The organism is Neisseria sp. Marseille-Q1983 (assembly GCF_018224585.1).
In the GTDB taxonomy this organism is placed as follows: domain Bacteria; phylum Pseudomonadota; class Gammaproteobacteria; order Burkholderiales; family Neisseriaceae; genus Neisseria; species Neisseria polysaccharea.
On sequence record NZ_JAGTUI010000022.1, the window covers coordinates 11,819 to 33,926 of the forward strand.

General features: G+C 51.2%; 27 protein-coding genes. 22 read left to right on the plus strand and 5 right to left on the minus strand.

The window, feature by feature from the left end; all coding sequences use genetic code 11:
* Window positions 1–53: 53 nt before the first annotated feature.
* The 3 genes from KEM39_RS06575 to KEM39_RS06585 form a co-directional block, all read right to left on the minus strand.
* Complete coding sequence (locus tag KEM39_RS06575; protein WP_021439185.1) at window positions 54–440, minus strand: hypothetical protein; 387 nt, start codon at window positions 438–440, stop codon at window positions 54–56.
* A gap of 9 nt (window positions 441–449) precedes the next feature.
* Complete coding sequence (locus tag KEM39_RS06580; protein WP_083290052.1) at window positions 450–566, minus strand: hemolysin D; 117 nt, start codon at window positions 564–566, stop codon at window positions 450–452.
* A 144-nt stretch (window positions 567–710) separates the two neighbouring features.
* Window positions 711–1,172, minus strand: a complete 462-nt coding sequence (locus KEM39_RS06585; protein ID WP_004467569.1) for a hypothetical protein — start codon at window positions 1,170–1,172, stop codon at window positions 711–713.
* A 186-nt stretch (window positions 1,173–1,358) separates the two neighbouring features.
* Here KEM39_RS06585 and KEM39_RS06590 point away from each other — a divergent pair, with 186 nt between their 5' ends.
* The 22 genes from KEM39_RS06590 (at window position 1,359) to KEM39_RS06690 (ending at window position 20,818) form a co-directional block, all read left to right on the plus strand.
* Complete coding sequence (locus KEM39_RS06590; RefSeq protein WP_118997808.1) at window positions 1,359–2,171, plus strand: competence/damage-inducible protein A; 813 nt, start codon at window positions 1,359–1,361, stop codon at window positions 2,169–2,171.
* A gap of 39 nt (window positions 2,172–2,210) precedes the next feature.
* Window positions 2,211–3,197: a S49 family peptidase gene (locus KEM39_RS06595; protein ID WP_118997807.1), complete on the plus strand. Its 987-nt coding sequence runs from the start codon at window positions 2,211–2,213 to the stop codon at window positions 3,195–3,197.
* A gap of 380 nt (window positions 3,198–3,577) precedes the next feature.
* Complete coding sequence (locus KEM39_RS06600) at window positions 3,578–3,934, plus strand: NADH-quinone oxidoreductase subunit A (protein WP_002215607.1); 357 nt, start codon at window positions 3,578–3,580, stop codon at window positions 3,932–3,934.
* On the plus strand, window positions 3,925–4,407 hold the full coding sequence (locus KEM39_RS06605) for a NuoB/complex I 20 kDa subunit family protein (RefSeq protein ID WP_002215610.1): 483 nt from the start codon (window positions 3,925–3,927) through the stop codon (window positions 4,405–4,407). The genes KEM39_RS06600 and KEM39_RS06605 overlap by 10 nt, the downstream gene beginning before the upstream one ends.
* Window positions 4,408–4,419: 12 nt before the next feature.
* Entirely contained in the window at window positions 4,420–5,013 is a 594-nt protein-coding gene (locus KEM39_RS06610; protein WP_118997806.1) for an NADH-quinone oxidoreductase subunit C, read from the plus strand.
* Complete coding sequence (nuoD, locus tag KEM39_RS06615) at window positions 5,003–6,259, plus strand: NADH dehydrogenase (quinone) subunit D (RefSeq protein ID WP_118997805.1); 1,257 nt, start codon at window positions 5,003–5,005, stop codon at window positions 6,257–6,259. The genes KEM39_RS06610 and nuoD overlap by 11 nt, the downstream gene beginning before the upstream one ends.
* Window positions 6,260–6,321: 62 nt before the next feature.
* Entirely contained in the window at window positions 6,322–6,762 is a 441-nt protein-coding gene (locus KEM39_RS06620; RefSeq protein ID WP_101130102.1) for a pyruvate kinase, read from the plus strand.
* Between the two features lie 53 nt (window positions 6,763–6,815).
* Window positions 6,816–7,289, plus strand: coding sequence for an NADH-quinone oxidoreductase subunit NuoE (nuoE, locus tag KEM39_RS06625; protein ID WP_118997804.1), 474 nt, complete (start codon window positions 6,816–6,818; stop codon window positions 7,287–7,289).
* A 98-nt stretch (window positions 7,290–7,387) separates the two neighbouring features.
* On the plus strand, window positions 7,388–7,963 hold the full coding sequence (locus KEM39_RS06630) for an excalibur calcium-binding domain-containing protein (RefSeq protein ID WP_118997803.1): 576 nt from the start codon (window positions 7,388–7,390) through the stop codon (window positions 7,961–7,963).
* 61 nt (window positions 7,964–8,024) lie between these two features.
* Entirely contained in the window at window positions 8,025–8,147 is a 123-nt protein-coding gene (locus KEM39_RS11885; RefSeq protein WP_003708125.1) for a hypothetical protein, read from the plus strand.
* On the plus strand, window positions 8,123–9,418 hold the full coding sequence (gene nuoF / locus KEM39_RS06635) for an NADH-quinone oxidoreductase subunit NuoF (RefSeq protein ID WP_014573730.1): 1,296 nt from the start codon (window positions 8,123–8,125) through the stop codon (window positions 9,416–9,418). Before KEM39_RS11885 ends, nuoF begins: the two co-directional genes overlap by 25 nt.
* Window positions 9,419–9,476: 58 nt before the next feature.
* Complete coding sequence (gene nuoG / locus KEM39_RS06640; protein ID WP_211709735.1) at window positions 9,477–11,738, plus strand: NADH-quinone oxidoreductase subunit NuoG; 2,262 nt, start codon at window positions 9,477–9,479, stop codon at window positions 11,736–11,738.
* Between the two features lie 2 nt (window positions 11,739–11,740).
* Window positions 11,741–12,817, plus strand: coding sequence for an NADH-quinone oxidoreductase subunit NuoH (nuoH, locus tag KEM39_RS06645; protein WP_039404290.1), 1,077 nt, complete (start codon window positions 11,741–11,743; stop codon window positions 12,815–12,817).
* An 80-nt stretch (window positions 12,818–12,897) separates the two neighbouring features.
* Window positions 12,898–13,377 carry an NADH-quinone oxidoreductase subunit NuoI gene (gene nuoI / locus KEM39_RS06650; RefSeq protein WP_070837200.1) on the plus strand — a complete coding sequence of 160 codons (480 nt, stop codon included), beginning with the start codon at window positions 12,898–12,900 and terminating at the stop codon, window positions 13,375–13,377.
* Between the two features lie 11 nt (window positions 13,378–13,388).
* Window positions 13,389–14,060 carry an NADH-quinone oxidoreductase subunit J gene (locus tag KEM39_RS06655; protein WP_003676988.1) on the plus strand — a complete coding sequence of 224 codons (672 nt, stop codon included), beginning with the start codon at window positions 13,389–13,391 and terminating at the stop codon, window positions 14,058–14,060.
* Complete coding sequence (gene nuoK / locus KEM39_RS06660) at window positions 14,057–14,362, plus strand: NADH-quinone oxidoreductase subunit NuoK (protein ID WP_002215628.1); 306 nt, start codon at window positions 14,057–14,059, stop codon at window positions 14,360–14,362. Before KEM39_RS06655 ends, nuoK begins: the two co-directional genes overlap by 4 nt.
* A gap of 33 nt (window positions 14,363–14,395) precedes the next feature.
* The gene (gene fic, locus KEM39_RS06665; RefSeq protein WP_002215631.1) at window positions 14,396–14,971 is read left to right on the plus strand and encodes a protein adenylyltransferase Fic; all 576 of its coding nucleotides are present in this window, start codon (window positions 14,396–14,398) and stop codon (window positions 14,969–14,971) included.
* Between the two features lie 56 nt (window positions 14,972–15,027).
* Window positions 15,028–15,312, plus strand: a complete 285-nt coding sequence (locus tag KEM39_RS06670) for a hypothetical protein (RefSeq protein ID WP_025458230.1) — start codon at window positions 15,028–15,030, stop codon at window positions 15,310–15,312.
* 45 nt (window positions 15,313–15,357) lie between these two features.
* Window positions 15,358–17,370, plus strand: coding sequence for an NADH-quinone oxidoreductase subunit L (gene nuoL / locus KEM39_RS06675; RefSeq protein ID WP_118997798.1), 2,013 nt, complete (start codon window positions 15,358–15,360; stop codon window positions 17,368–17,370).
* An 88-nt stretch (window positions 17,371–17,458) separates the two neighbouring features.
* The gene (locus tag KEM39_RS06680) at window positions 17,459–18,955 is read left to right on the plus strand and encodes an NADH-quinone oxidoreductase subunit M (protein ID WP_118997797.1); all 1,497 of its coding nucleotides are present in this window, start codon (window positions 17,459–17,461) and stop codon (window positions 18,953–18,955) included.
* Window positions 18,956–18,964: 9 nt separating this feature from the next.
* Window positions 18,965–20,407, plus strand: coding sequence for an NADH-quinone oxidoreductase subunit NuoN (gene nuoN, locus KEM39_RS06685; RefSeq protein ID WP_118997796.1), 1,443 nt, complete (start codon window positions 18,965–18,967; stop codon window positions 20,405–20,407).
* Between the two features lie 111 nt (window positions 20,408–20,518).
* Window positions 20,519–20,818, plus strand: coding sequence for a DUF2818 family protein (locus KEM39_RS06690; RefSeq protein ID WP_002228921.1), 300 nt, complete (start codon window positions 20,519–20,521; stop codon window positions 20,816–20,818).
* A gap of 108 nt (window positions 20,819–20,926) precedes the next feature.
* Here KEM39_RS06690 and KEM39_RS06695 read toward each other — a convergent pair whose 3' ends face one another.
* Both KEM39_RS06695 and KEM39_RS06700 read right to left on the minus strand, forming a co-directional pair.
* Window positions 20,927–21,823, minus strand: a complete 897-nt coding sequence (locus KEM39_RS06695; protein ID WP_118997795.1) for a polyprenyl synthetase family protein — start codon at window positions 21,821–21,823, stop codon at window positions 20,927–20,929.
* Entirely contained in the window at window positions 21,807–22,070 is a 264-nt protein-coding gene (locus tag KEM39_RS06700) for an exodeoxyribonuclease VII small subunit (protein ID WP_003708151.1), read from the minus strand. Before KEM39_RS06700 ends, KEM39_RS06695 begins: the two co-directional genes overlap by 17 nt.
* Between the last annotated feature and the right edge of the window lie 38 nt (window positions 22,071–22,108).

The window sequence follows — 22,108 nt, forward strand, 5'->3', positions numbered from 1 at the left end:
TCTGAAAAAGCATTCAGGTTTTCAGACGGCATTTGTCCGCAATTATTGAGACGCTATCCGAAGCTGAATACAATGAAGCATGCTGCCCAAACCGAAGCAGCTGCCAAAGGCCACAACAAGTAGCCTTTTTGCCCGGTTAACCTCCACATTTCATCTGCATTGGTTGCAACAAAAAACAACCACAAAAAACCAAGTAAAATATCCGTAAAGACTGCCAGTGAAAAAATCATACGGTTTGCAGGTAAGAAGCTGAATGCGCTCAGAACAACCCATTGTATAAAAAATGTGGAAAGCGTAGCATATTTGGCGCGAAAATTGACTGCACGTTTGTCTTGATGAATTTTACGGCGAATAATCAAATACTGAACAATCAGCACAAACGCATACACAAAAAGGCTGATAATGAACATGAAAAACGTAAAAATGCCGATTACAAACATGAGTCTCTCCTATCCGTTGCACCTATACCATAGCCAAGTGATGGCACCGAGTGCTTCGCTTTCGTTCCATTGTTCATTGGGGTAGAGTTTAGGGGAGATGATGTTTAGGGTTGTGATGGTGGGCATAGTTTAGAGGGGGGGTAAAACAAAAAAGGTAAGTGTAAGTGGTTTTAAGGCTGCCTGAAAGCGGATTAACAGCGAAAAAGAGAACGCGTGAGTGCGAGCACCCACGCTTGCTATCAGACAGACTGGCTACGCTGGCTATGCTTGTTATATATCTATATGGTTATATAGATATATAATTTTTTCACTCCATTCATTTGATTGTAGGGTATCTGTATCTTCAGCAATATACAAACCAATATCTTTTGACCAGAATGCATAAGTTTGTTGAATTATATCTATATTCTTCAGATAATTAAAATCTGAGAAAGCACCATCAAACATGCATATTATAGCTATTGGATTAAGCTGATTGATATTTAGTATTTCATCTTTAATTACATTAAATAAATCAATATTTTTGGAATATAAAAAATAAGATTCTGTTAAAAAAATATCATATTTCCATTCATTATTTTCAAGAATATATTTTTCAGATTTAATGCAACGTGATCTAGATTCCCATTGCTTTATATTTTCATGATTTCTGTCTTCTTTTAAAAAAATACCATAACACAATATAGAAAACTGGTCAGTACCACAATTTTTTAAAAAATCTATTATTTTCATTTAGTTACCCATAATTAGGTTTAATTGATTATTATCTGGTATAAAGCTTGCAATGACTTTATCCTTATACGGCCCATCTTTTGCAACAACAATAACAACATATTTCCCATTTGATTTACCTAATAAGCAATATTGGAACAGTAATCATGGGAAATCATGAATAGCCTTTAGGCAGAAGGAAAGATTATGAAAGACCGACAGCATTTGTTCAACCTTATCATCATCGGCGACGAAATCTTACACGGCAGCCGTCAAGACAAGCATTTCGCCTTTTTCAAATCCCTGCTCGAATCCAAAGGGCTGAAGCTCAATCAGGTGCAATATCTACCCGACGAACCCGATTTACTGGTCAGGCAACTGCGCCGCAGCTTTTCAGACGGCATACCGACGTTTGTTACCGGCGGCATCGGCGCCACGCCCGACGACCACACGCGTCAAGCCGCGGCTGCTGCTTTGGATTTGCCCGTCGTCCGCCATCCTGAAGCCGCCGGGTTTATCGAAGGCATAACCCGGAAACGCGGCGAGCCGCTTGATTCGCCGGAACACGCCCAACGCCTGAAAATGGCGGATTTCCCCGAGGGCGCAGAGCTTGTGCCCAACCCGTTTAACAACATCGCCGGATTTTCCATCCGCGAGCATTATTTTTTCCCGGGCTTTCCCGTGATGGCGCACCCGATGGCGGAATGGGTTTTGAATACTTATTATGCCGACCGCGTCAACCAAACCGAACGCGGCAGCCGCAGCGTGTATGTGTTTGAGCAGCCCGAATCGCGCATTACGCCGCTTATGGAGCATATCGAGCAAACTTATCCCGGCGTGCGTTCGTACAGCCTGCCCAGCATCGGTTGGACGCATTCAGACGGCACGCAGGTCAAACCGCACATTGAGTTCGGCATCAAAGCCGAAGGAGAAGCCGTCAACCTTTTGGACGCGGCATGGGCGGAAGTATTGCACAGCTTGGACGGATTGGGAGCAGAGCTGAAAAATCGGGTAAACTGAAAACCGTTTGCCCAAATCGGACGATATTTAAGGAAAACCATGCAATACCGAATCAGAAGAGAAAACGAAGCACCCGAAGCAAAAAATGCGGGGGAAACCTTATGGGAACGCGACATCATGCGTGAAGTGCTGCTGTCCGCCTATCGGGACAGGCGCAGGGAGCGGATGTGGAAAAACATCTGGCGCGCTGTCAGTACCCTGATTCTGGTTGCCCTGCTTGCCGGTATTTTCCGAAAAGACGAAGCCGCATTGCAGTTGGCGGGCAATACGCCGCATACCGCAGTCGTCAACCTGTACGGCGAAATCGGCAACGGCGTAGAAGACCAGGTCAAAAAACTCAAAGACGGTATGGAGGCCGCCTACAAAAATCCGCAGGCAAAGGCCATCATCATCCGCGCCAACAGCCCCGGCGGTTCGCCCGTCGTCTCCAACACCGCTTTTGAAGAAATACGCCGTCTGAAGGCGCAACATCCCGGCATCCCCGTTTATCTCGTGGCGGAGGATATGTGCGCGTCCGGCTGCTACTACATCGCGGCGGCGGCGGACAAAATCTATGCCGACCCGTCCAGCATCGTCGGCAGCATCGGCGTTATCGGCAGCAGTTTTGATGCTACTGAATTAATGGAAAAAATCGGCGTGAAACGCAGGGTTAAAATTGCGGGCAGCAACAAAGGCATGGGCGATCCGTTTTCGCCCGAAACGCCCGAACAGTCGAAAATCTGGGAAGAAATGCTGACCGGCATACACGGCGAATTCATCAAAGCCGTCAAAACCGGACGGGGCGGCCGCCTCAAATTCCGACAATATCCCGACGTGTTCAGCGGTCGCGTGTACACGGGTGCGGATGCGCAGAAAGTCGGGCTGGTGGACGGACTCGGCAATATTTACAGCGTGGCGCGAGACGTGGTCAAAGCCCCCGATGTGGTGGATTACACTCCGAAGGACGATTTCGGCAGAATCTTGGGCAGACGCTTCGGCGCAGAACTCAAAGCAAGCGTTTCGGAAGCCCTGCAATCCCTCCAATAACGCTTTCCGCCGGATATAGTGGTTTAAATTTAAACCACTATACCGATGCCGTCTGAAAGGTTTTCAGACGGCATTTTTTTTGCATGGTAGGGTGATATTTGTGAAACGGTAATATGAAAACAGAACGCTTGTCGCGCGGTTTGTGCCGTGCCGGTCTGTACGAAGGCAGCAATAAAGATAGAAACGTTTTGTTTTTATAGGATTGGCGCGAAACAGACGGTCCGGCGTTCTTGAAATCAAATAAGAATCGTTATCATAACATAATTGTATTTATTGGGTTTTTTTGGGCGTTTTGCCGATATTTACCTTTTAATGGTTTTTGAAATTCGCTAAAATACGAAATTATTGTAGAAATTTTGTTAACGGATTTGGGTGTAACCATGTTGTCCGCTTACTTTCCCGTCTTTGTCTTTATCCTCGTCGGCCTCGCGGCCGGCGTGCTGTTTATCCTGCTCGGCACGATTTTAGGCCCGAAACGCCACTACGCCGAAAAAGACGCGCCTTACGAATGCGGTTTTGAAGCCTTTGAAAACGCAAGGATGAAGTTCGACGTGCGCTATTACCTCGTCGCCATCCTCTTTATCTTGTTTGATTTGGAGGTCGCGTTCATGTTGCCGTGGGCAGTTGTGTTCAAAGATTTGGGCGCGTACGGCTTCTGGTCTATGCTGGTGTTTATCGTCGTTCTGACGGTAGGCTTTATTTACGAATGGAAAAAAGGTGCGCTGGAATGGGAATAGAAGGCGTTTTGAAAAAAGGTTTCATCACCACCAGCGCGGATACGGTGTTGAACTATATGCGTACCGGTTCGTTGTGGCCGGTTACTTTCGGCTTGGCCTGCTGCGCCGTAGAAATGATGCACGCAGGTATGGCGCGTTATGACCTTGACCGCTTCGGCATTATTTTCCGTCCGTCTCCCCGTCAGGCCGACCTGATGATTGTGGCAGGTACACTGACCAACAAAATGGCGCCTGCCCTGCGCCGCGTGTACGACCAGCTCGCCGAGCCGCGCTGGGTGTTGTCTATGGGCTCGTGTGCCAACGGCGGCGGCTATTATCACTATTCTTATTCCGTTGTGCGCGGTGCCGACCGCGTCGTGCCGGTAGATGTTTATGTGCCGGGTTGTCCGCCGACTGCGGAAGCCCTGATTTACGGCCTGATTCAGCTCCAACAAAAAATCAAGCGCACTTCCACCATCGCGCGTGACGAATAAGGAGAGGACGATATGGCAAGCATTCAAAACTTATACGAGACCGTCGTCGGTGTGCTTGGCGATCAGGCAAGCAAAGTCATTTCAGCTTTGGGCGAGATTACTGTCGAGTGTCTGTCCGAACACTATATTTCAGTCATGACCGCATTGCGCGACCATGAAGAACTGCATTTCGAGCTTTTGGTCGATTTGTGCGGTGTCGATTACAGCACTTACAAAAACGAAGCATGGCAGGGCAAACGCTTTGCTGTCGTCAGTCAGCTGCTTTCCGTTAAAAACAATCAACGTATCCGCGTACGTGTCTGGGTTTCAGACGACGACTTCCCCGTAGTCGAATCCGTAGTCGATATTTACAACAGCGCGGATTGGTACGAACGCGAAGCCTTCGATATGTACGGCATCATGTTCAACAACCACCCGGACTTGCGCCGCATCCTGACCGATTACGGTTTCGTCGGACATCCGTTCCGCAAAGACTTCCCGATTTCTGGCTATGTGGAAATGCGTTACGACGAAGAGCAAAAACGCGTGATTTACCAACCTGTTACCATCGAGCCGCGCGAGATCACGCCGCGTATCGTCCGTGAGGAGAACTACGGTGGCCAATAAATTAAGAAACTACACCATCAACTTCGGCCCGCAACACCCTGCGGCGCACGGCGTATTGCGTATGATTTTGGAGTTGGACGGCGAACAAATCGTCCGTGCTGACCCGCATATCGGCCTCCTACACCGAGGCACCGAAAAACTGGCGGAAACCAAAACCTACCTGCAAGCCCTGCCTTATATGGACAGGCTGGACTACGTTTCCATGATGGTCAACGAGCAGGCGTATTGTTTGGCAGTAGAAAAACTTGCCGGTATCGATGTGCCTATCCGCGCCCAATACATCCGCGTCATGTTCGCCGAAGTAACGCGCATCCTCAATCATCTGATGGGTATCGGTTCGCACGCCTTCGACATCGGCGCGATGACCGCCATCCTCTACGCTTTCCGCGACCGCGAAGAGCTGATGGACTTGTACGAAGCCGTTTCCGGCGCGCGTATGCACGCCGCCTACTTCCGTCCCGGCGGCGTTTACCGCGACCTGCCCGACTTCATGCCCAAATACGAGAGCAGCAAATTCCGCAACGCCAAAGTATTGAAGCAGCTCAATGAATCCCGCGAAGGTACTATGCTCGACTTTATCGATGCCTTCTGCGAACGCTTCCCCAAAAATATCGACACACTCGAAACCCTCCTGACCGATAACCGCATCTGGAAACAGCGTACCGTCGGCATCGGCGTCGTCTCCCCCGAGCGCGCCATGCAAAAAGGCTTTACCGGCGTGATGTTGCGCGGTTCGGGTGTGGAATGGGACGTGCGTAAGAAACAGACTTACGAAGTGTACGACAAAATGGATTTCGACATCCCTGTCGGCGTGAACGGCGACTGCTACGACCGCTACCTCTGCCGTATGGAAGAAATGCGTCAATCCGTACGCATCATCAAACAATGTTCCGAGTGGTTGCGTGTCAATCCCGGTCCGGTCATCACCGCAAACCACAAATTCGCTCCGCCCAAACGTACCGAAATGAAAACAGGTATGGAAGACCTGATTCACCATTTCAAACTCTTTACCGAAGGTATGCACGTTCCCGAGGGCGAGACCTACACTGCTGTCGAACACCCGAAAGGCGAGTTCGGCGTTTACATCATTTCAGACGGCGCGAACAAACCCTACCGCCTGAAAATCCGCGCACCCGGCTTCGCCCACCTGCAAGGCATGGACGAAATGGCAAAAGGCCATATGCTGGCTGATGTGGTGGCGATTATCGGCACGCAGGATATTGTGTTTGGCGAAGTAGACAGATAAAGCTGTAAAAAAGCAGCCTGTACTTTTCAGACTGCCTGAAAAAATTATTAGGAATAAAAAGCATGAAATTTTGGCATATGCAGATGCATCCAACCGATGAAATGGAGTTCTCTGAGAACATTGATTGGATTTTGGAACACAAAAAAATTATCGGTTTGGGACAATGGGAAGGTGGAAAAGGTCAAATTGCCGCATTTATCAATGAAATGCAGGTTAATGACATTGTTGCGCTAAAACGCGGTCAAGAATTGATTGCGCTTGTCCAAATTACCGGTGGGGCATATAAAGTTACCGATGATGCCAATCTGGAAACTGCATGGATTGTTAACCGTCGTCCTGTTCGCGTATTAGATTGGGCGATTGAACCGAAAATATTAAAACAAGCTCGTGGTACATTAAATCGTTGCGTACGTGATGATGTGGAAACTACTCAAACCATTAAACAATGGTATGAAGCCGTAGTGAAATCATTTACAAAACGAAGAGTGGATTTAACCGTTTAAATTTGTTTTCAGGCTGCCTGAAATTCCAAAAAAACCTAATTTAGGATTACAAGATGTTATCCACAGAATCCTTAAAACAAATCGACATAGAGTTGGCGAAATATCCCGCCGACCAACGCCGTTCCGCCATCATGGGCACGTTGCGTATCGCCCAAACCGAAAAAGGCTGGCTCGCCCCCGAAACCATCGCTTTTGTCGCCGACTACATCGGCATCTCGCCTGCACAAGCCTACGAAGTCGCCACTTTCTACAATATGTACGACCTTGAGCCTGTCGGCAAATACAAACTGACCGTTTGTACCAACCTGCCCTGCGCCCTGCGCGGCGGTATGGCGACCGGCGAATACCTCAAACAAAAACTCGGTATCGGCTACGGCGAAACCACGCCCGACGGCAAATTTACCCTTGTCGAAGGCGAGTGCATGGGCGCGTGCGGCGACGCTCCGGTTATGCTGGTCAACAACCACAGCATGTGCAGCTTTATGACCGAAGAGGCGATTGAGAAAAAATTAGCAGAATTAGAATAGATTATCCGGATGCAGCCGGGGTTGTAATCAAATTTAAACGGTTATTCCAAAATTCTAAATTGTGATTTTAAAAAGTAACAATAAAAAAGGAGTGGTTGATGAGGGGGGTAATTGTCAAATGGGATGACGAAAAAGGTTATGGTTTTATACGGATAGATGGCGGTAACAAAGAAATCTTCTGCCATATTTCTGACTTTTCCCCAAGAAACCCGCGTCCTGAGATTGACGAGGCGGTTGGTTTTGAAGTGGTTTCAGATGGCAAGGGAAGATTTTCTGCAAAACAGATATGCTATCTGAATCGGGAGCGTGCAGTTTCTCCCGGATACCGCAAGAAACATCGAAAAGACGAGGAATCTCCCACTTCGATTGTTCGGGTTGTGCTGTCTTTGTCGGTCGGTTTGCTGCTTGTTTCGGTAATCGGCTATGAGGCGTATCAATATGCGTCAGAGAAGCTGACTCCGAAACAGGAAAATACGCCGGTTAAAACGCAAGTATTACCCGAAATAAAACGGCGGCAGCCCGACAGCAGTCCATACCGTTGCGACGGCAGGCAACATTGCTCACAAATGACTTCGTGCGAAGAAGCCAAATGGTTTGTAAGGAACTGTTCCGATACCAAGATGGACGGCGATGGCGACGGCATTCCGTGTGAAGACAAATGCGGCGGATGGTAATTTTGATTGATGACGGGAAGAACAAACGCAGGTTTGGTTCAGATTAAACGAAGACAGGAAAATGCCGTCTGAAAACAGACAAACCGTTTCAGACGGCATCAGGAACATTGAGACGGCAGGCAGCCGCAACCGATACGAAAACAAACAGGCACACCAAAAATGGCTATTTACCAATCAGGCGTGATTTTTGACCAAGTGGATACCGCCAATCCCGATTGCTGGACATTGGACGAATACGTCAAACGTGGCGGCTATACCGCCCTGCGTAAAATCCTGTCCGAAAACATCTCGCAAACCGATGTGATTGACGAAGTCAAAACCTCCGGCTTGCGCGGTCGTGGCGGTGCGGGCTTCCCGACCGGTTTGAAATGGAGCTTTATGCCCCGTTCCTTCCCGGGCGAAAAATATGTGGTTTGTAACACCGACGAAGGCGAGCCGGGTACATTTAAAGACCGCGACATCATCATGTTCAATCCTCATGCCCTGATTGAAGGCATGATTATCGCCGGTTACGCGATGGGTGCGAAAGCCGGCTACAACTATATCCACGGCGAAATTTTTGAAGGCTACCAACGTTTTGAAGCCGCTTTGGAGCAGGCGCGTGCCGCAGGCTTTTTGGGTAAAAATATTTTGGGTTCGGATTTTGAATTTGAACTCTTCGCCCACCACGGCTACGGCGCATATATTTGCGGCGAAGAAACCGCATTGCTCGAATCGTTGGAAGGCAAAAAAGGCCAGCCGCGCTTTAAACCGCCATTCCCTGCTTCGTTCGGTCTGTACGGCAAACCGACTACCATCAACAATACCGAAACGTTCTCCTCCGTTCCATTCATTATCCGTGACGGCGGACAGGCATTTGCCGATAAAGGTATTCCGAATGCCGGCGGTACCAAATTGTTCTGCATCTCTGGTCACGTCGAACGTCCGGGCAACTATGAAGTGCCGTTAGGCACGCCGTTTGCCGAAGTCTTGAAAATGGCGGGCGGTATGCGCGGCGGTAAAAAACTTAAAGCCGTTATTCCCGGCGGTTCGTCCGCGCCCGTATTGCCTGCCGATATCATGATGCAGACCAATATGGACTACGACTCGATTTCCAAAGCCGGCTCCATGCTCGGTTCCGGCGCGATTATCGTGATGGACGAAGACGTGTGCATGGTGAAAGCCCTCGAACGTTTAAGCTACTTCTACTACGACGAGTCTTGCGGCCAATGCACCCCCTGCCGAGAAGGTACGGGCTGGCTCTACCGCATCGTCCACCGCATCGTAGAAGGCAAAGGCAAAATGGAAGATTTGGATTTGCTGGATTCCGTCGGCAACCAAATGGCAGGCCGCACCATCTGCGCCCTTGCCGATGCCGCCGTTTTCCCTGTTCGCAGCTTTACCAAGCATTTCCGTGATGAGTTTGTGCATTACATCGAACACGGCGGGCCGATGAAGCCGAATAAGTGGTGCTAAGTTTTCAGACGGCATCCAAAAGAATGATTTATCAAATACCCGTAACTAGGAACGAACCATGTTACAAATCGAAATCGACGGCAAACAGGTATCTGTGGAGCAGGGCGCGACGGTGATTGAAGCCGCGCACAAGCTCGGTACTTATATCCCGCATTTCTGTTACCACAAAAAGCTCTCTATTGCCGCCAACTGCCGTATGTGTCTGGTGGACGTGGAAAAAGCCCCCAAACCGCTGCCTGCCTGTGCCACGCCGGTTACAGACGGCATGATTGTGCGTACGCATTCGGCAAAAGCCCGAGAGGCGCAAGAAGGTGTGATGGAGTTCCTGCTCATCAACCATCCGCTTGATTGTCCGACCTGCGACCAAGGCGGCGAATGCCAGTTGCAGGATTTGGCGATGGGCTACGGCAAAACCACCAGTCGTTATACCGAAGAAAAACGTTCCGTCGTCGGCAAGGACATGGGTCCTTTGGTTTCCGCCGAGGAAATGAGCCGTTGTATCCACTGTACCCGTTGCGTCCGTTTCACTGAAGAAATCGCCGGCGTGCAAGAAATCGCCATGGCCAACCGCGGCGAACATTCCGAGATTATGCCTTTTATCGGCAAAGCAGTGGAAACCGAGCTGTCAGGCAATGTCATCGATTTGTGCCCGGTCGGCGCATTGACCAGCAAACCATTCCGCTTCAACGCGCGTACTTGGGAATTGAACCGCCGCAAATCCGTTTCTGCCCATGATGCTTTGGGCAGCAACCTGATTGTACAAACCAAAGACCATACCGTCCGCCGCGTGTTGCCGTTGGAAAACGAAGCCATCAACGAGTGCTGGCTGTCCGACCGCGACCGTTTCGCCTACGAAGGCCTGTATCACGAAAGCCGTCTGAAAAACCCGAAAATCAAACAGGGCGGCGAGTGGATGGACGTGGATTGGAAAACCGCGTTGGAATATGTCCGCAGCGCGATTGAATGTATCGCCAAAGACGGCAACCAAAACCAAGTCGGCATTTGGGTGAACCCGATGAATACGGTTGAAGAGCTGTATCTGGCCAAAAAACTTGCCGACGGCTTGGGTGTTAAAAACTTTGCCACCCGTTTGCGCCAACAAGACAAACGTCTTTCAGACGGCATTAAGGGTGCGCAATGGTTGGGACAAAGCATTGAATCTTTGGCTGACAACGATGCCGTATTGGTAGTCGGCGCGAACTTGCGCAAAGAACAGCCGCTCCTGACTGCCCGCCTGCGCCGCGCCGCCAAAGACCGTATGGCATTGAGCGTATTGGCCAGCAGTAAAGAAGAATTGTTTATGCCGCTTCTGTCTCAAGAAGCCGCACATCCCGACGAGTGGGCAGGCCGTCTGAAAAACCTGTCTGCGAATGCGGAACACGCCGTTACCGCCAGCCTGAAAAACGCTGAAAAAGCAGCAGTGATTTTGGGCGCGGAAGTGCAAAACCATCCCGATTACGCCGCCATTTATGCCGCCGCGCAAGAGCTGGCAGACGCGACCGGCGCAGTGCTGGGCATTTTACCGCAAGCTGCCAACAGCGTCGGTGCTGACGTTTTGGGCGTGAACTCGGGCGAGAGCGTTGTCGAAATGGTAAATGCGCCGAAACAGGCAGTCTTGTTGCTCAACGTCGAGCCTGAAATCGATACGGTTGACGGTGCAAAAGCCGTAGCCGCGTTGAAACAGGCGAAAAGCGTGATGGCGTTTACGCCGTTTGTCAGCGAAACGCTGCTGGACGTGTGCGACGTGTTGTTGCCGATTGCACCGTTTACCGAAACCTCAGGCAGCTTCATCAATATGGAAGGCCGTCTGCAATCCTTCCACGGTGTCGTTCAGGGCTTCGACGATTCGCGTCCGTTGTGGAAAGTGTTGCGCGTATTGGGCAACCTGTTTGACCTGAAAGGTTTTGAATACCACGATACCGCTGCAATTTTGAAAGATACGCTGGATGCGGAAAGTCTGCCGTCCAAACTGGACAACCGCAGCACATGGACAGGGGAGGGCGTTCAGACGGCATCAGACCGCCTCGTTCGTGTCGGCGGCGTCGGTATTTATCACACTGATTCTATCGTGCGCCGTTCCGCGCCGTTGCAAGCGACCAGCCATGCCGCCGTGCCTGCTGCGCGTGTAAATCCGAACACATTGGCTCGCTTGGGCCTGCAAGACGGACAAACCGCTGTCGCCAAACAAAACGGCGTGAGCGTATCGGTTGCCGTCAAAGCCGATGCCGGTTTGCCTGAAAACGTGGTGCATCTGCCGCTGCATACCGAAAATGCCGCGCTGGGTGCGTTGATGGACACTATTGAACTGGCGGGAGCTTGATCATGCAAGAATGGTTCCAAAACCTCTTTGCCGCAACGCTCGGTCTGGGCGATTTGGGTATTACCGTAGGCTTGGTGGTATCCGTCATCGTCAAAATCGTGATTATCCTGATTCCGCTGATTCTGACCGTTGCCTACCTGACATATTTCGAACGTAAAGTTATCGGCTTTATGCAGCTTCGTGTCGGCCCGAACGTAACCGGCCCGTGGGGTCTGATTCAGCCGTTTGCCGACGTGTTCAAACTCTTGTTTAAAGAGGTAACCCGTCCGAAGCTGTCAAACAAAGCCCTGTTCTACATCGGCCCGATTATGTCGCTTGCTCCGTCTTTTGCGGCATGGGCAGTGATTCCGTTCAACGAAGAATGGGTGCTGACCAACATCAATATCGGCCTTTTGTACATCCTGATGATTACCTCGCTGTCGGTTTACGGCGTGATCATCGCGGGCTGGGCTTCCAACTCCAAATATTCGTTCTTGGGCGCAATGCGTGCTTCCGCACAAAGCATTTCCTACGAAATCGCCATGAGTGCCGCGCTGGTGTGCGTCGTGATGGTATCGGGCAGCATGAACTTCTCCGACATCGTTGCCGCGCAGGCAAAAGGCATCGCGGGCGGCTCCGTGTTCTCTTGGAACTGGCTGCCGCTCTTCCCCATCTTTATCGTCTATCTGATTTCCGCCGTTGCCGAAACCAACCGCGCGCCGTTTGACGTGGCAGAGGGTGAGTCTGAAATCGTTGCCGGTCACCACGTTGAATACTCCGGCTTCGCATTCGCGCTGTTCTTCCTTGCCGAATATATTTTCATGATTCTGATTGCCGCGCTGACATCGCTGATGTTCCTCGGCGGCTGGTTGTCTCCGTTCCCACAAAGCTGGGGCATTATCGGCACGCCTTCCGCATTCTGGATGTTCGTGAAAATGGCGGCAGTGCTGTACTGGTATCTGTGGATACGCGCCACCTTCCCGCGCTACCGTTACGACCAAATCATGCGTTTGGGCTGGAAAGTGCTGATTCCGATCGGCTTCGCCTATATCGTGATTTTGGGCGTGTGGATGATTTCACCGCTGAATTTGTGGAAATAAGTTTCAGACGGCATCTTGAGGCCGTCTGAACAAAGAGATTTTGAATACCTAACGAAATCCCTGTTTTGAGGGAACATAATATGGCTAACTTAGTAAAAACCTTTCTGCTTGGCGAATTGGTAAAAGGCTTGGGCGTAACGCTCAAAAACTTTTTTGCCCGCAAAGACACGATTTATTTCCCCGAAGAGAAAACGCCGCAATCCGTGCGTTTCCGCGGTTTACACGCGCAACGCCGTTATCCGAACGGCGAGGAACGCTGCATCGCGTGCAAATTGTGCGAGGCGGTTTGTCCGGCAATGGCGATCAACATCGAATCGGAAGAACGCGAAGACGGCACCCGCCGCACCAAGCGTTACGACATCGACCTGACCAAGTGCATCTTCTGCGGTTTCTGCGAAGAGGCCTGCCCGACCGATGCGATTGTGGAAACCCATATTTTTGAATACCACGGCGAGAAAAAAGGCGACTTGCATATGACCAAGCCGATTCTTTTGGCCATTGGCGACAAATACGAACCCGAAATCGCCAAACGCAAAGCCGCTGACGCGCCGTATCGTTAAGGAGCAGACGAATGACTTTTTCCGCGATTCTGTTCTATATCCTTGCCGCCATCGTTTTGTACGGTGCGGTTCGTACCGTTACCGCCAAAAACCCTGTTCACGCCGCTTTGCATCTGGTGCTGACTTTCTGCGTGAGCGCGATGATTTGGATGCTGATGCAGGCTGAGTTTTTGGGCGTTACGCTGGTGGTGGTTTACGTCGGCGCCGTGATGGTGTTGTTCCTGTTCGTCGTGATGATGTTGAACATCGACATTGAAGAAATGCGCGCCGGTTTCTGGCGGCACGCGCCTGTTGCCGGCGTGGTCGGCACATTGTTGGCAGTTGCCCTGATTCTGATTTTGGTCAACCCGAAAACCGACCTTGCCGCATTTGGTCTGATGAAAGACATTCCCGCCGATTACAACAATATCCGCGATTTGGGCAGCCGTATTTATACCGACTACCTGTTGCCGTTTGAATTGGCGGCGGTATTGCTGCTGTTGGGTATGGTGGCGGCGATTGCACTGGTTCACCGTAAAACCACTAATCCGAAACGCATGGATCCTGCCGACCAAGTTAAAGTACGTGCCGATCAAGGCCGTATGCGTCTGGTGAAAATGGAAGCGGTCAAACCGCAAGTCGAATCTGCCGAAGAAAGCGAAGTTTCAGACGGCCTCAAGCCGGAAGGGGAGGGCAAAGCATGATTACCTTGACGCATTATCTGGTATTGGGTGCGCTCCTGTTCGGTATCAGCGCAATGGGTATCTTTATGAACCGCAAAAACGTGCTGGTCTTGCTGATGTCCATCGAGCTGATGCTCTTGGCGGTGAACTTCAACTTTATCGCCTTCTCGCAACATTTGGGCGATACTGCCGGACAAATTTTTGTATTCTTCGTATTGACCGTTGCTGCTGCCGAATCCGCCATCGGTTTGGCGATTATGGTGCTGGTGTACCGCAACCGACAAACAATCAACGTTGCCGATTTGGATGAGTTGAAAGGGTAAAGGTAGGTTGGGTCGAGACCTGACAAGACACCGATGCCGTCTGAAAACCCGATAGGAAAAACGATGAAATCCATAGACGAACAAAGCCTGCATAATGCCCGCCGCCTGTTTGAAAGCGGCGACATCGACCGTATCGAAGTCGGTACCACCGCGGGCCTGCAACAGATTCACCGTTACCTGTTCGGCGGCTTATATGATTTTGCGGGTCAAATCAGGGAAGACAACATTTCCAAAGGCGGTTTTCGTTTTGCCAACGCCATGTATTTAAAAGAGGCTTTGGTTAAAATCGAGCAGATGCCCGAGCGGACTTTTGAAGAAATCATCGCCAAATATGTTGAAATGAACATTGCCCATCCGTTTTTGGAGGGTAATGGCAGAAGTACCCGCATCTGGCTGGATTTGGTGCTGAAAAAAAACCTGAAAAAAGTCGTGAACTGGCAAAATGTAAGCAAAACCTTGTATTTGCAGGCGATGGAACGCAGCCCCGTCAACGATTTAGAACTGCGCTTTTTGTTAAAGGACAATCTGACCGACGATGTGGACAACCGTGAAATCATTTTTAAAGGTATTGAGCAGTCATATTATTACGAAGGGTATGAGAAAGGTTGAATGCCGTCTGAAAGCGGGTTCGGACGGTTTCGGACGACCTCAGAAGGGAAACGTTCATGATTACGGTAATCATATTATTGATATTCGGTAAAATGCAGGAGTATTACGCAGACCGTTCCGCCACATGGATGTGGGCGGCAGCTTTTGCTGTTGTGATTTCGTTATTCTCCTTGGCGGGCGGAATTTTTGCCGCACTCATTAGCGGCGCGATTTCCGGATTGTACGCATGGGCCTATTTTTTTCTGCTGCGACGGTTCACCGACAATCTGCCTGTTTGGGTCTTGATTTATGCTGCCGGTGCTATTTTGCCCTTACTGTTGGTTTTTTCTCGGGTGGCTTAACCCTTCCCTTGAACGTGAATTTTTAAATCGATTAGGTTCAATCAAATGAACGACATGACTTTATATCTCATCATTGCCCTTGTGCCTTTGGTAGGCTCGCTGATTGCGGGTTTGTTCGGCAACAAAATCGGACGTGCCGGTGCGCATACTGTGACGATACTCGGTGTCGCTGTATCTGCCGTGCTGTCGGCTTATGTGCTGTGGGGCTTTATTGACGGCAGCCGCGCCAAGTTTGACGAAAACGTCTATACCTGGTTGACAATGGGCGGCTTGGATTTCTCCGTCGGCTTCTTAGTCGATACGATGACGGCGATGATGATGGTCGTGGTAACGGGCGTGTCGTTGATGGTACATATCTATACCATCGGTTATATGCACGATGAAAAAGTCGGCTACCAACGCTTCTTCAGCTATATTTCTTTGTTTACTTTCAGCATGTTGATGCTGATTATGAGCAACAACTTCATCCAGCTCTTCTTCGGCTGGGAGGCTGTGGGCTTGGTGTCGTATCTCTTGATCGGTTTCTATTTCAAACGTCCAAGCGCAACATTTGCCAACCTGAAAGCCTTTTTGATCAACCGTGTCGGCGACTTTGGCTTTTTGCTCGGTATCGGCTTGGTGCTTGCCTATTTCGGCGGCAGCCTGCGTTATCAGGACGTATTCGCCTATCTACCCAACGTCCAAAATGCCACCATCCAGCTTTTCCCCGGTGTGGAATGGTCTTTGATTACCGTAACCTGTTTGCTGTTGTTTGTCGGTGCAATGGGTAAATCGGCACAATTCCCACTGCACGTCTGGCTGCCCGATTCGATGGAAGGCCCGACACCGATTTCTGCATTGATTCACGCCGCGACGATGGTTACGGCGGGTCTGTTCATGGTGTCGCGCATGTCGCCGATTTATGAGATGAGCAGCACTGCGCTGTCTGTCATCATGGTAATCGGTGCGATTACCGCCCTGTTTATGGGTTTCTTGGGCGTGATTCAAAACGACATCAAACGTGTGGTTGCGTACTCTACCTTGTCGCAACTGGGCTATATGACCGTGGCTTTGGGCGCGTCTGCCTATTCCGTGGCGATGTTCCATGTGATGACCCACGCCTTCTTTAAGGCCTTGCTGTTCTTGGCGGCAGGCAGCGCGATTATCGGTATGCACCACGACCAAGACATGCGCCATATGGGCAACCTGAAAAAATACATGCCGATTACTTGGCTGACCATGTTGATCGGTAACTTGTCGCTGATCGGTACACCATTCTTCTCCGGCTTCTACTCCAAAGATTCGATTATCGAAGCAGCCAAATACAGCACCCTGCCGGGCAGCGGCTTTGCCTATTTTGCCGTCCTCGCCAGCGTTTTTGTCACTGCATTCTATGCGTTCCGCCAATACTTTATGGTGTTCCACGGTGAAGAGAAATGGCGCAGCCTGCCTGATCATCATGGCGAAGAGCATCACGGCTTGGGCAAAAACGACAATCCGCACGAAAGCCCGCTGGTTGTTACCCTGCCTTTGATTTTGCTTGCCATTCCGTCCGTCATCATCGGCTATGTTGCCATCGGGCCTATGCTTTACGGCGATTTCTTCAAAGATGTGATTTTCGTTAATGCCGACGCGCATCCGACCATGCACATCATGAAGGAAGAGTTCCACGGCGCATTGGCAATGGTGTCGCACAGCCTGCATTCGCCTGTACTCTACCTTGCTATCGCAGGCGTGTTGAGCGCATGGCTTTTGTACGTCAAACTGCCGCACCTGCCTGCGAAAATTGCACAGACATTCCGTCCGATTTACGTTTTGTTTGAAAACAAATACTACCTCGACGCCCTGTATTTCAACGTCTTTGCCAAAGGCACGCGTGCGTTGGGCAACTTCTTCTGGAAAGTCGGCGATACCGCCATTATCGACAACGGTATCGTCAACGGCTCTGCCAAACTGGTCGGCGCGGTTGCCGCGCAAGTGCGTAAAGCCCAAACCGGCTTTATCTACACCTACGCCGCCGCTATGGTGTTCGGCGTATTGGTCTTGCTCGGTATGACCTTCTGGGGATTGTTCAGATAAGGATGAGGCTTCAGACGGCCTCTTAAAACGCCGTCTGACAAACCAACCCGCACAACGATATTTTTATTTTAACCACAGGTTAACCACTATGTTTTCCAACTACCTACTCAGCTTGGCAATATGGATACCCATCGCCGCAGGCGTGCTGGTTTTGGCGGCCGGTAAAGACAGCCGTGCGCCGCTGGCGCGTGTGCTTGCCTTCGTGGGTGCGCTTGCCGGTTTCTTGGTAACGCTGCCCCTGTTTGCCGGTTTCGACCGTTTGAGCGGCGGCTATCAGTTTACCGAGTTCCACGAGTGGATTCCGCTACTGAAGATCAACTATGCATTGGGCGTGGACGGTATTTCAGTGCTCTTTATCATCTTAAATGCATTTATTACGCTGTTGGTGGTATTGGCCGGTTGGGAAGTCATTCAGAAACGTCCGGCGCAGTATATGGCCGCTTTCCTGATGATGTCGGGTTTGATTAACGGCGCGTTTGCCGCGCAGGATGCGATTCTGTTTTATGTGTTCTTTGAGGGTATGCTGATTCCGTTGTACCTGATTATTGGTGTATGGGGTGGTCCGCGCCGCGTCTATGCGTCGGTCAAGCTGTTCCTCTATACGCTGATGGGTTCGCTTTTGATGCTGGTTGCCATGGTTTACCTGTACTATCAAACAGGCAGCTTCTCTATTGTCGATTTCCAAAACATCAAACAGATTCCGTTGGGCGTGCAACAGCTTTTGTTTGCGGCGTTCTTCCTGTCGTTTGCCGTAAAAGTGCCGATGTTCCCCGTACACACTTGGCTGCCGGATGCCCACGTTGAAGCGCCGACCGGCGGTTCGATGGTGTTGGCGGCGATTACGCTGAAACTGGGTGCGTATGGTTTCTTGCGCTTTATCCTGCCGATTGTGCCGGACGCGGCACGCTATTTCGCGCCGGTCATCATCGTATTGAGCCTGATTGCCGTGATTTATATCGGTATGGTGGCCCTGGTGCAAACCGATATGAAAAAACTGGTGGCGTATTCTTCCATCAGCCACATGGGTTTTGTCACTTTGGGTATGTTCCTGTTTGTGAACGGCCAATTGAATGATTGGGCATTGAAAGGCGCAATCATTCAAATGATTTCCCACGGTTTTGTGTCTGCCGCGATGTTTATGTGTATCGGTGTGATGTACGACCGCCTGCATACCCGCAATATTGCCGATTATGGCGGCGTGGTCAATGTAATGCCTAAGTTTGCGGCGTTTATGATGTTGTTCGGTATGGCCAATGCCGGTCTGCCTGCGACTTCCGGCTTCGTGGGCGAGTTTATGGTGATTATGGGCGCGGTTAAAGTAAATTTCTGGGTAGGCGCGTTGGCTGCCATGACCCTGATTTACGGTGCGTCTTATACCCTGTGGATGTACAAGCGCGTGATTTTCGGCGCGATTCACAATCCGCACGTTGCCGAAATGAAAGACATCAACTGCCGCGAATTTGCGATTCTGGCGATTTTGGCGGTTGTGGTATTGGGTATGGGTCTGTATCCGAACGCATTTATCGAAGTGGTGCATCAGGCGGCAAACGATTTGATTGCCCATGTGGCACAAAGCAAGATTTGAGGTGTGTAAATGAACTGGTCTGATTTGAATTTGATGCCCGCACTGCCCGAAGTCGCGCTGCTGTCGCTGCTGGTGTTATTGTTGCTGGCAGACTTGTGGGTCAGTGATGACAAACGCCGTTGGACGCATTACGGCGCGTTGGCAACGGTGGCGGTTACGGCTGTGGTGCAGCTTGCCGTTTGGGAACAGGGCAGCACGTCTTCGTTCAACGGCATGTATATTGCAGACGGTATGTCGCGTTTGGCAAAAATGGTTTTATATGCCTTGACGTTTGCCCTGTTTGTTTATGCCAAGCCCTACAACCAAGTGCGCGGTATTTTCAAAGGCGAGTTTTACACCCTGTCGCTGTTTGCCCTCTTGGGCATGAGCGTGATGGTGAGCGCGGGGCATTTTTTAACTGCCTATATCGGTTTGGAACTCTTGTCGCTTGCCCTTTACGCCCTGATTGCCCTGCGCCGCGATTCCGGCTTTGCCGCCGAAGCCGCCTTGAAATATTTTGTTCTGGGCGCGCTGGCATCCGGTCTGCTACTCTACGGTATTTCTATGGTTTACGGCGCAACCGGTTCGCTGGAATTTGCCGGCGTGCTCGCCTCTTCCTTCAATGAAGAAGCAAACGAATGGCTGTTGAAACTGGGTCTGGTGTTTATCGTCGTCGCCGTTGCGTTCAAACTCGGCGCGGTGCCGTTCCATATGTGGGTGCCCGACGTGTATCACGGCGCGCCCACTTCTGTTACCGCCCTGGTCGGCACTGCCCCGAAAATCGCCGCCGTCGTTTTCGCTTTCCGCATCCTCGTTACCGGGTTGGGAACCGTGCATCATGACTGGTCTCTGATGTTTGCCCTGCTTGCCGCCGCCTCGCTGCTGGTCGGCAACCTTGCCGCCATCATGCAGACCAATATCAAACGTATGCTCGCCTATTCCACCGTATCGCATATGGGGTTTATCCTGCTGGCGTTTATGGCGGGCGCGGTCGGCTTTGCGGCGGGGCTGTATTACGCCATTACCTACGCGCTGATGGCGGCGGCAGGGTTCGGAGTGTTGATGGTGTTGTCGGACGGGGACAACGAGTGCGAAAACATCAGCGATTTGGCAGGGTTGAACCAACACCGCGTATGGCTTGCCTTTTTGATGCTGCTGGTTATGTTCTCTATGGCGGGCATTCCGCCGCTGATGGGTTTTTACGCCAAATTCGGCGTGATTATGGCACTCTTGAAACAAGGCCATGTTTGGTTGTCTGTATTTGCCGTCATCATGTCGCTGATTGGTGCGTTCTACTACCTGCGCGTGGTCAAAGTCATCTACTTCGATGTGCCTGATCATGACCAGCCGGTCGGCAGCAACTATGCCGCCAAATTTGTTCTGACGGTCAATGCCTTCTTGCTGCTCCTGTGGGGCATCATGCCGCAAACCGTTATCGACTGGTGCGCCAAGGCGTTGGAGAACACGCTGTAAGCCGCCGCAACGGCAGCCGTGTCAGAGGCTGCCGTTCTTGTTAAGATATGCCGTTCCGCAATGCAGTTCAGACGGCATCGCCGCCGACAACGCCCAAACAGAAAGCCCACCATGACCGCATCCATGTACATCCTTTTGGTCTTGGCACTCATCTTTGCCAACGCCCCCTTCCTCACGACCAGACTGTTCGGCGTGGCCGCGCTCAAGCGCAAACATTTCGGACACCACTTGATCGAGCTGGCGGCAGGTTTCGCGCTGACCGCCGTTCTTGCCTACATCCTCGAATCCCGTGCGGGAGCGGTACACAATCAGGGTTGGGAGTTCTACGCCACCGTCGTCTGCCTGTACCTGATTTTTGCGTTTCCCTGTTTCGTGTGGCGGTATTTTTGGCACACGCGCAACAGGGAATAGGCAGGCATAGAAATGCCGTCTGAAATCCTTTCAGACGGCATTTGTTTCATTCAAGTGCAGGCCGGCATCGCTGTGCCGACACGTTTCAGCCGGCGATATACGCCGGTTTTAATATTTGCGGGCGACTGCAAATCCTGCCAACTGCCGCAGGCGCAGGGCTTTGTCGCCGAAGGGTTCGAGCAGCGCGACCGCTTCGGCAACCAGTTTGTGTGCGTATGAGCGCGCCGCTTCCAAGCCCATCAGTTTCACATAAGTCGGCTTGTCGTTGTCGGCATCTTTGCCCGCCGTCTTGCCCAAAGTCGCCGTGTCCGCTTCACAATCCAACACATCGTCGATGACTTGGAACGCCAGCCCCAGTTTTGCCGCGTAAGCGTCCAATACGGAAAGTTCCGCATCTGACAGATCAGGACACGCCGTCGCCCCCAATAAAACCGCCGCACGGATTAGCGCACCCGTTTTCAGGCTGTGCATCTGTTCCAAATCGGCTTGAACCATTTGTTTGCCGACATTCGCCAAATCGATTGCCTGACCGCCCGCCATACCCCTGCTTCCGCCCGCTTTTGCCAAAACTGACAACATTGCCAGCTGCCGCGAAGCAGGCAGGCCGGACGGACGCGCCAATACATCGAAGGCTTGGGTTTGCAAAGCGTCGCCGACCAGTAGCGCGGTGGCTTCGCCATATTTGATGTGGCAGGTCGGTTTGCCCCGGCGCAGGCTGTCGTTGTCCATCGCCGGCATATCGTCGTGAACCAACGAATAGGCATGGATCATTTCGATTGCCGCCATTGCCTGTTCTACTGCTTCATGCACGGCTTCGCCTAATTCCGAAGCTGCCAGAACCAGCATCGGCCGCAGACGCTTGCCGCCGTCCAAAGCCGCATAACGCATCGCTTCGTGCAGCGTGTGCGGGATTTCGTTTTCAGACGGCAAAAAGCGTTCCAGCAGCAGCTCTGTCTGCGCCTGCGCCCTCTGTTGCCACGCTTTCAAATCATTCGTCGGATTCAAGGTTCAACTCCTTCGGCCCGTCCGCATCCAAAACCTGTAATTTCTGTTCGACTTGTGCCAGCTTGGTTTGGCAGTACCTGACCAGCTCGTTGCCTTCCTGATAGGCGGCAAGCGCGTCTTCCAAGGGCATTTCGCCCTGCATAGACTGCGTCAGCGATTCAAGGCGTGACAAGGCTTCTTCAAACGATTTCGGTGCGTTTTTCTTCATCGTGTTTCCTTTTCGGTTGAACCCCCGCCACTTGGACATCTGTCCTTCGGGGCGGTAGAATCAGACTTTATTTGGGA

Bases quoted from the DNA above. Each gene is read 5' to 3' on its own strand.
- KEM39_RS06575 (WP_021439185.1), bottom strand. From the start codon at position 440: ATGTTTGTAATCGGCATTTTTACGTTTTTCATGTTCATTATCAGCCTT.
- KEM39_RS06580 (WP_083290052.1), bottom strand. From the start codon at position 566: ATGCCCACCATCACAACCCTAAACATCATCTCCCCTAAACTCTACCCC.
- KEM39_RS06585 (WP_004467569.1), bottom strand. From the start codon at position 1,172: ATGAAAATAATAGATTTTTTAAAAAATTGTGGTACTGACCAGTTTTCT.
- KEM39_RS06590 (WP_118997808.1), top strand. From the start codon at position 1,359: ATGAAAGACCGACAGCATTTGTTCAACCTTATCATCATCGGCGACGAA.
- KEM39_RS06595 (WP_118997807.1), top strand. From the start codon at position 2,211: ATGCAATACCGAATCAGAAGAGAAAACGAAGCACCCGAAGCAAAAAAT.
- KEM39_RS06600 (WP_002215607.1), top strand. From the start codon at position 3,578: ATGTTGTCCGCTTACTTTCCCGTCTTTGTCTTTATCCTCGTCGGCCTC.
- KEM39_RS06605 (WP_002215610.1), top strand. From the start codon at position 3,925: ATGGGAATAGAAGGCGTTTTGAAAAAAGGTTTCATCACCACCAGCGCG.
- KEM39_RS06610 (WP_118997806.1), top strand. From the start codon at position 4,420: ATGGCAAGCATTCAAAACTTATACGAGACCGTCGTCGGTGTGCTTGGC.
- KEM39_RS06620 (WP_101130102.1), top strand. From the start codon at position 6,322: ATGAAATTTTGGCATATGCAGATGCATCCAACCGATGAAATGGAGTTC.
- nuoE (WP_118997804.1), top strand. From the start codon at position 6,816: ATGTTATCCACAGAATCCTTAAAACAAATCGACATAGAGTTGGCGAAA.
- KEM39_RS06630 (WP_118997803.1), top strand. From the start codon at position 7,388: ATGAGGGGGGTAATTGTCAAATGGGATGACGAAAAAGGTTATGGTTTT.
- KEM39_RS11885 (WP_003708125.1), top strand. From the start codon at position 8,025: ATGCCGTCTGAAAACAGACAAACCGTTTCAGACGGCATCAGGAACATT.
- nuoF (WP_014573730.1), top strand. From the start codon at position 8,123: ATGGCTATTTACCAATCAGGCGTGATTTTTGACCAAGTGGATACCGCC.
- nuoG (WP_211709735.1), top strand. From the start codon at position 9,477: ATGTTACAAATCGAAATCGACGGCAAACAGGTATCTGTGGAGCAGGGC.
- nuoH (WP_039404290.1), top strand. From the start codon at position 11,741: ATGCAAGAATGGTTCCAAAACCTCTTTGCCGCAACGCTCGGTCTGGGC.
- nuoI (WP_070837200.1), top strand. From the start codon at position 12,898: ATGGCTAACTTAGTAAAAACCTTTCTGCTTGGCGAATTGGTAAAAGGC.
- KEM39_RS06655 (WP_003676988.1), top strand. From the start codon at position 13,389: ATGACTTTTTCCGCGATTCTGTTCTATATCCTTGCCGCCATCGTTTTG.
- nuoK (WP_002215628.1), top strand. From the start codon at position 14,057: ATGATTACCTTGACGCATTATCTGGTATTGGGTGCGCTCCTGTTCGGT.
- fic (WP_002215631.1), top strand. From the start codon at position 14,396: ATGCCGTCTGAAAACCCGATAGGAAAAACGATGAAATCCATAGACGAA.
- KEM39_RS06670 (WP_025458230.1), top strand. From the start codon at position 15,028: ATGATTACGGTAATCATATTATTGATATTCGGTAAAATGCAGGAGTAT.
- nuoL (WP_118997798.1), top strand. From the start codon at position 15,358: ATGAACGACATGACTTTATATCTCATCATTGCCCTTGTGCCTTTGGTA.
- KEM39_RS06680 (WP_118997797.1), top strand. From the start codon at position 17,459: ATGTTTTCCAACTACCTACTCAGCTTGGCAATATGGATACCCATCGCC.
- nuoN (WP_118997796.1), top strand. From the start codon at position 18,965: ATGAACTGGTCTGATTTGAATTTGATGCCCGCACTGCCCGAAGTCGCG.
- KEM39_RS06690 (WP_002228921.1), top strand. From the start codon at position 20,519: ATGACCGCATCCATGTACATCCTTTTGGTCTTGGCACTCATCTTTGCC.
- KEM39_RS06700 (WP_003708151.1), bottom strand. From the start codon at position 22,070: ATGTCCAAGTGGCGGGGGTTCAACCGAAAAGGAAACACGATGAAGAAA.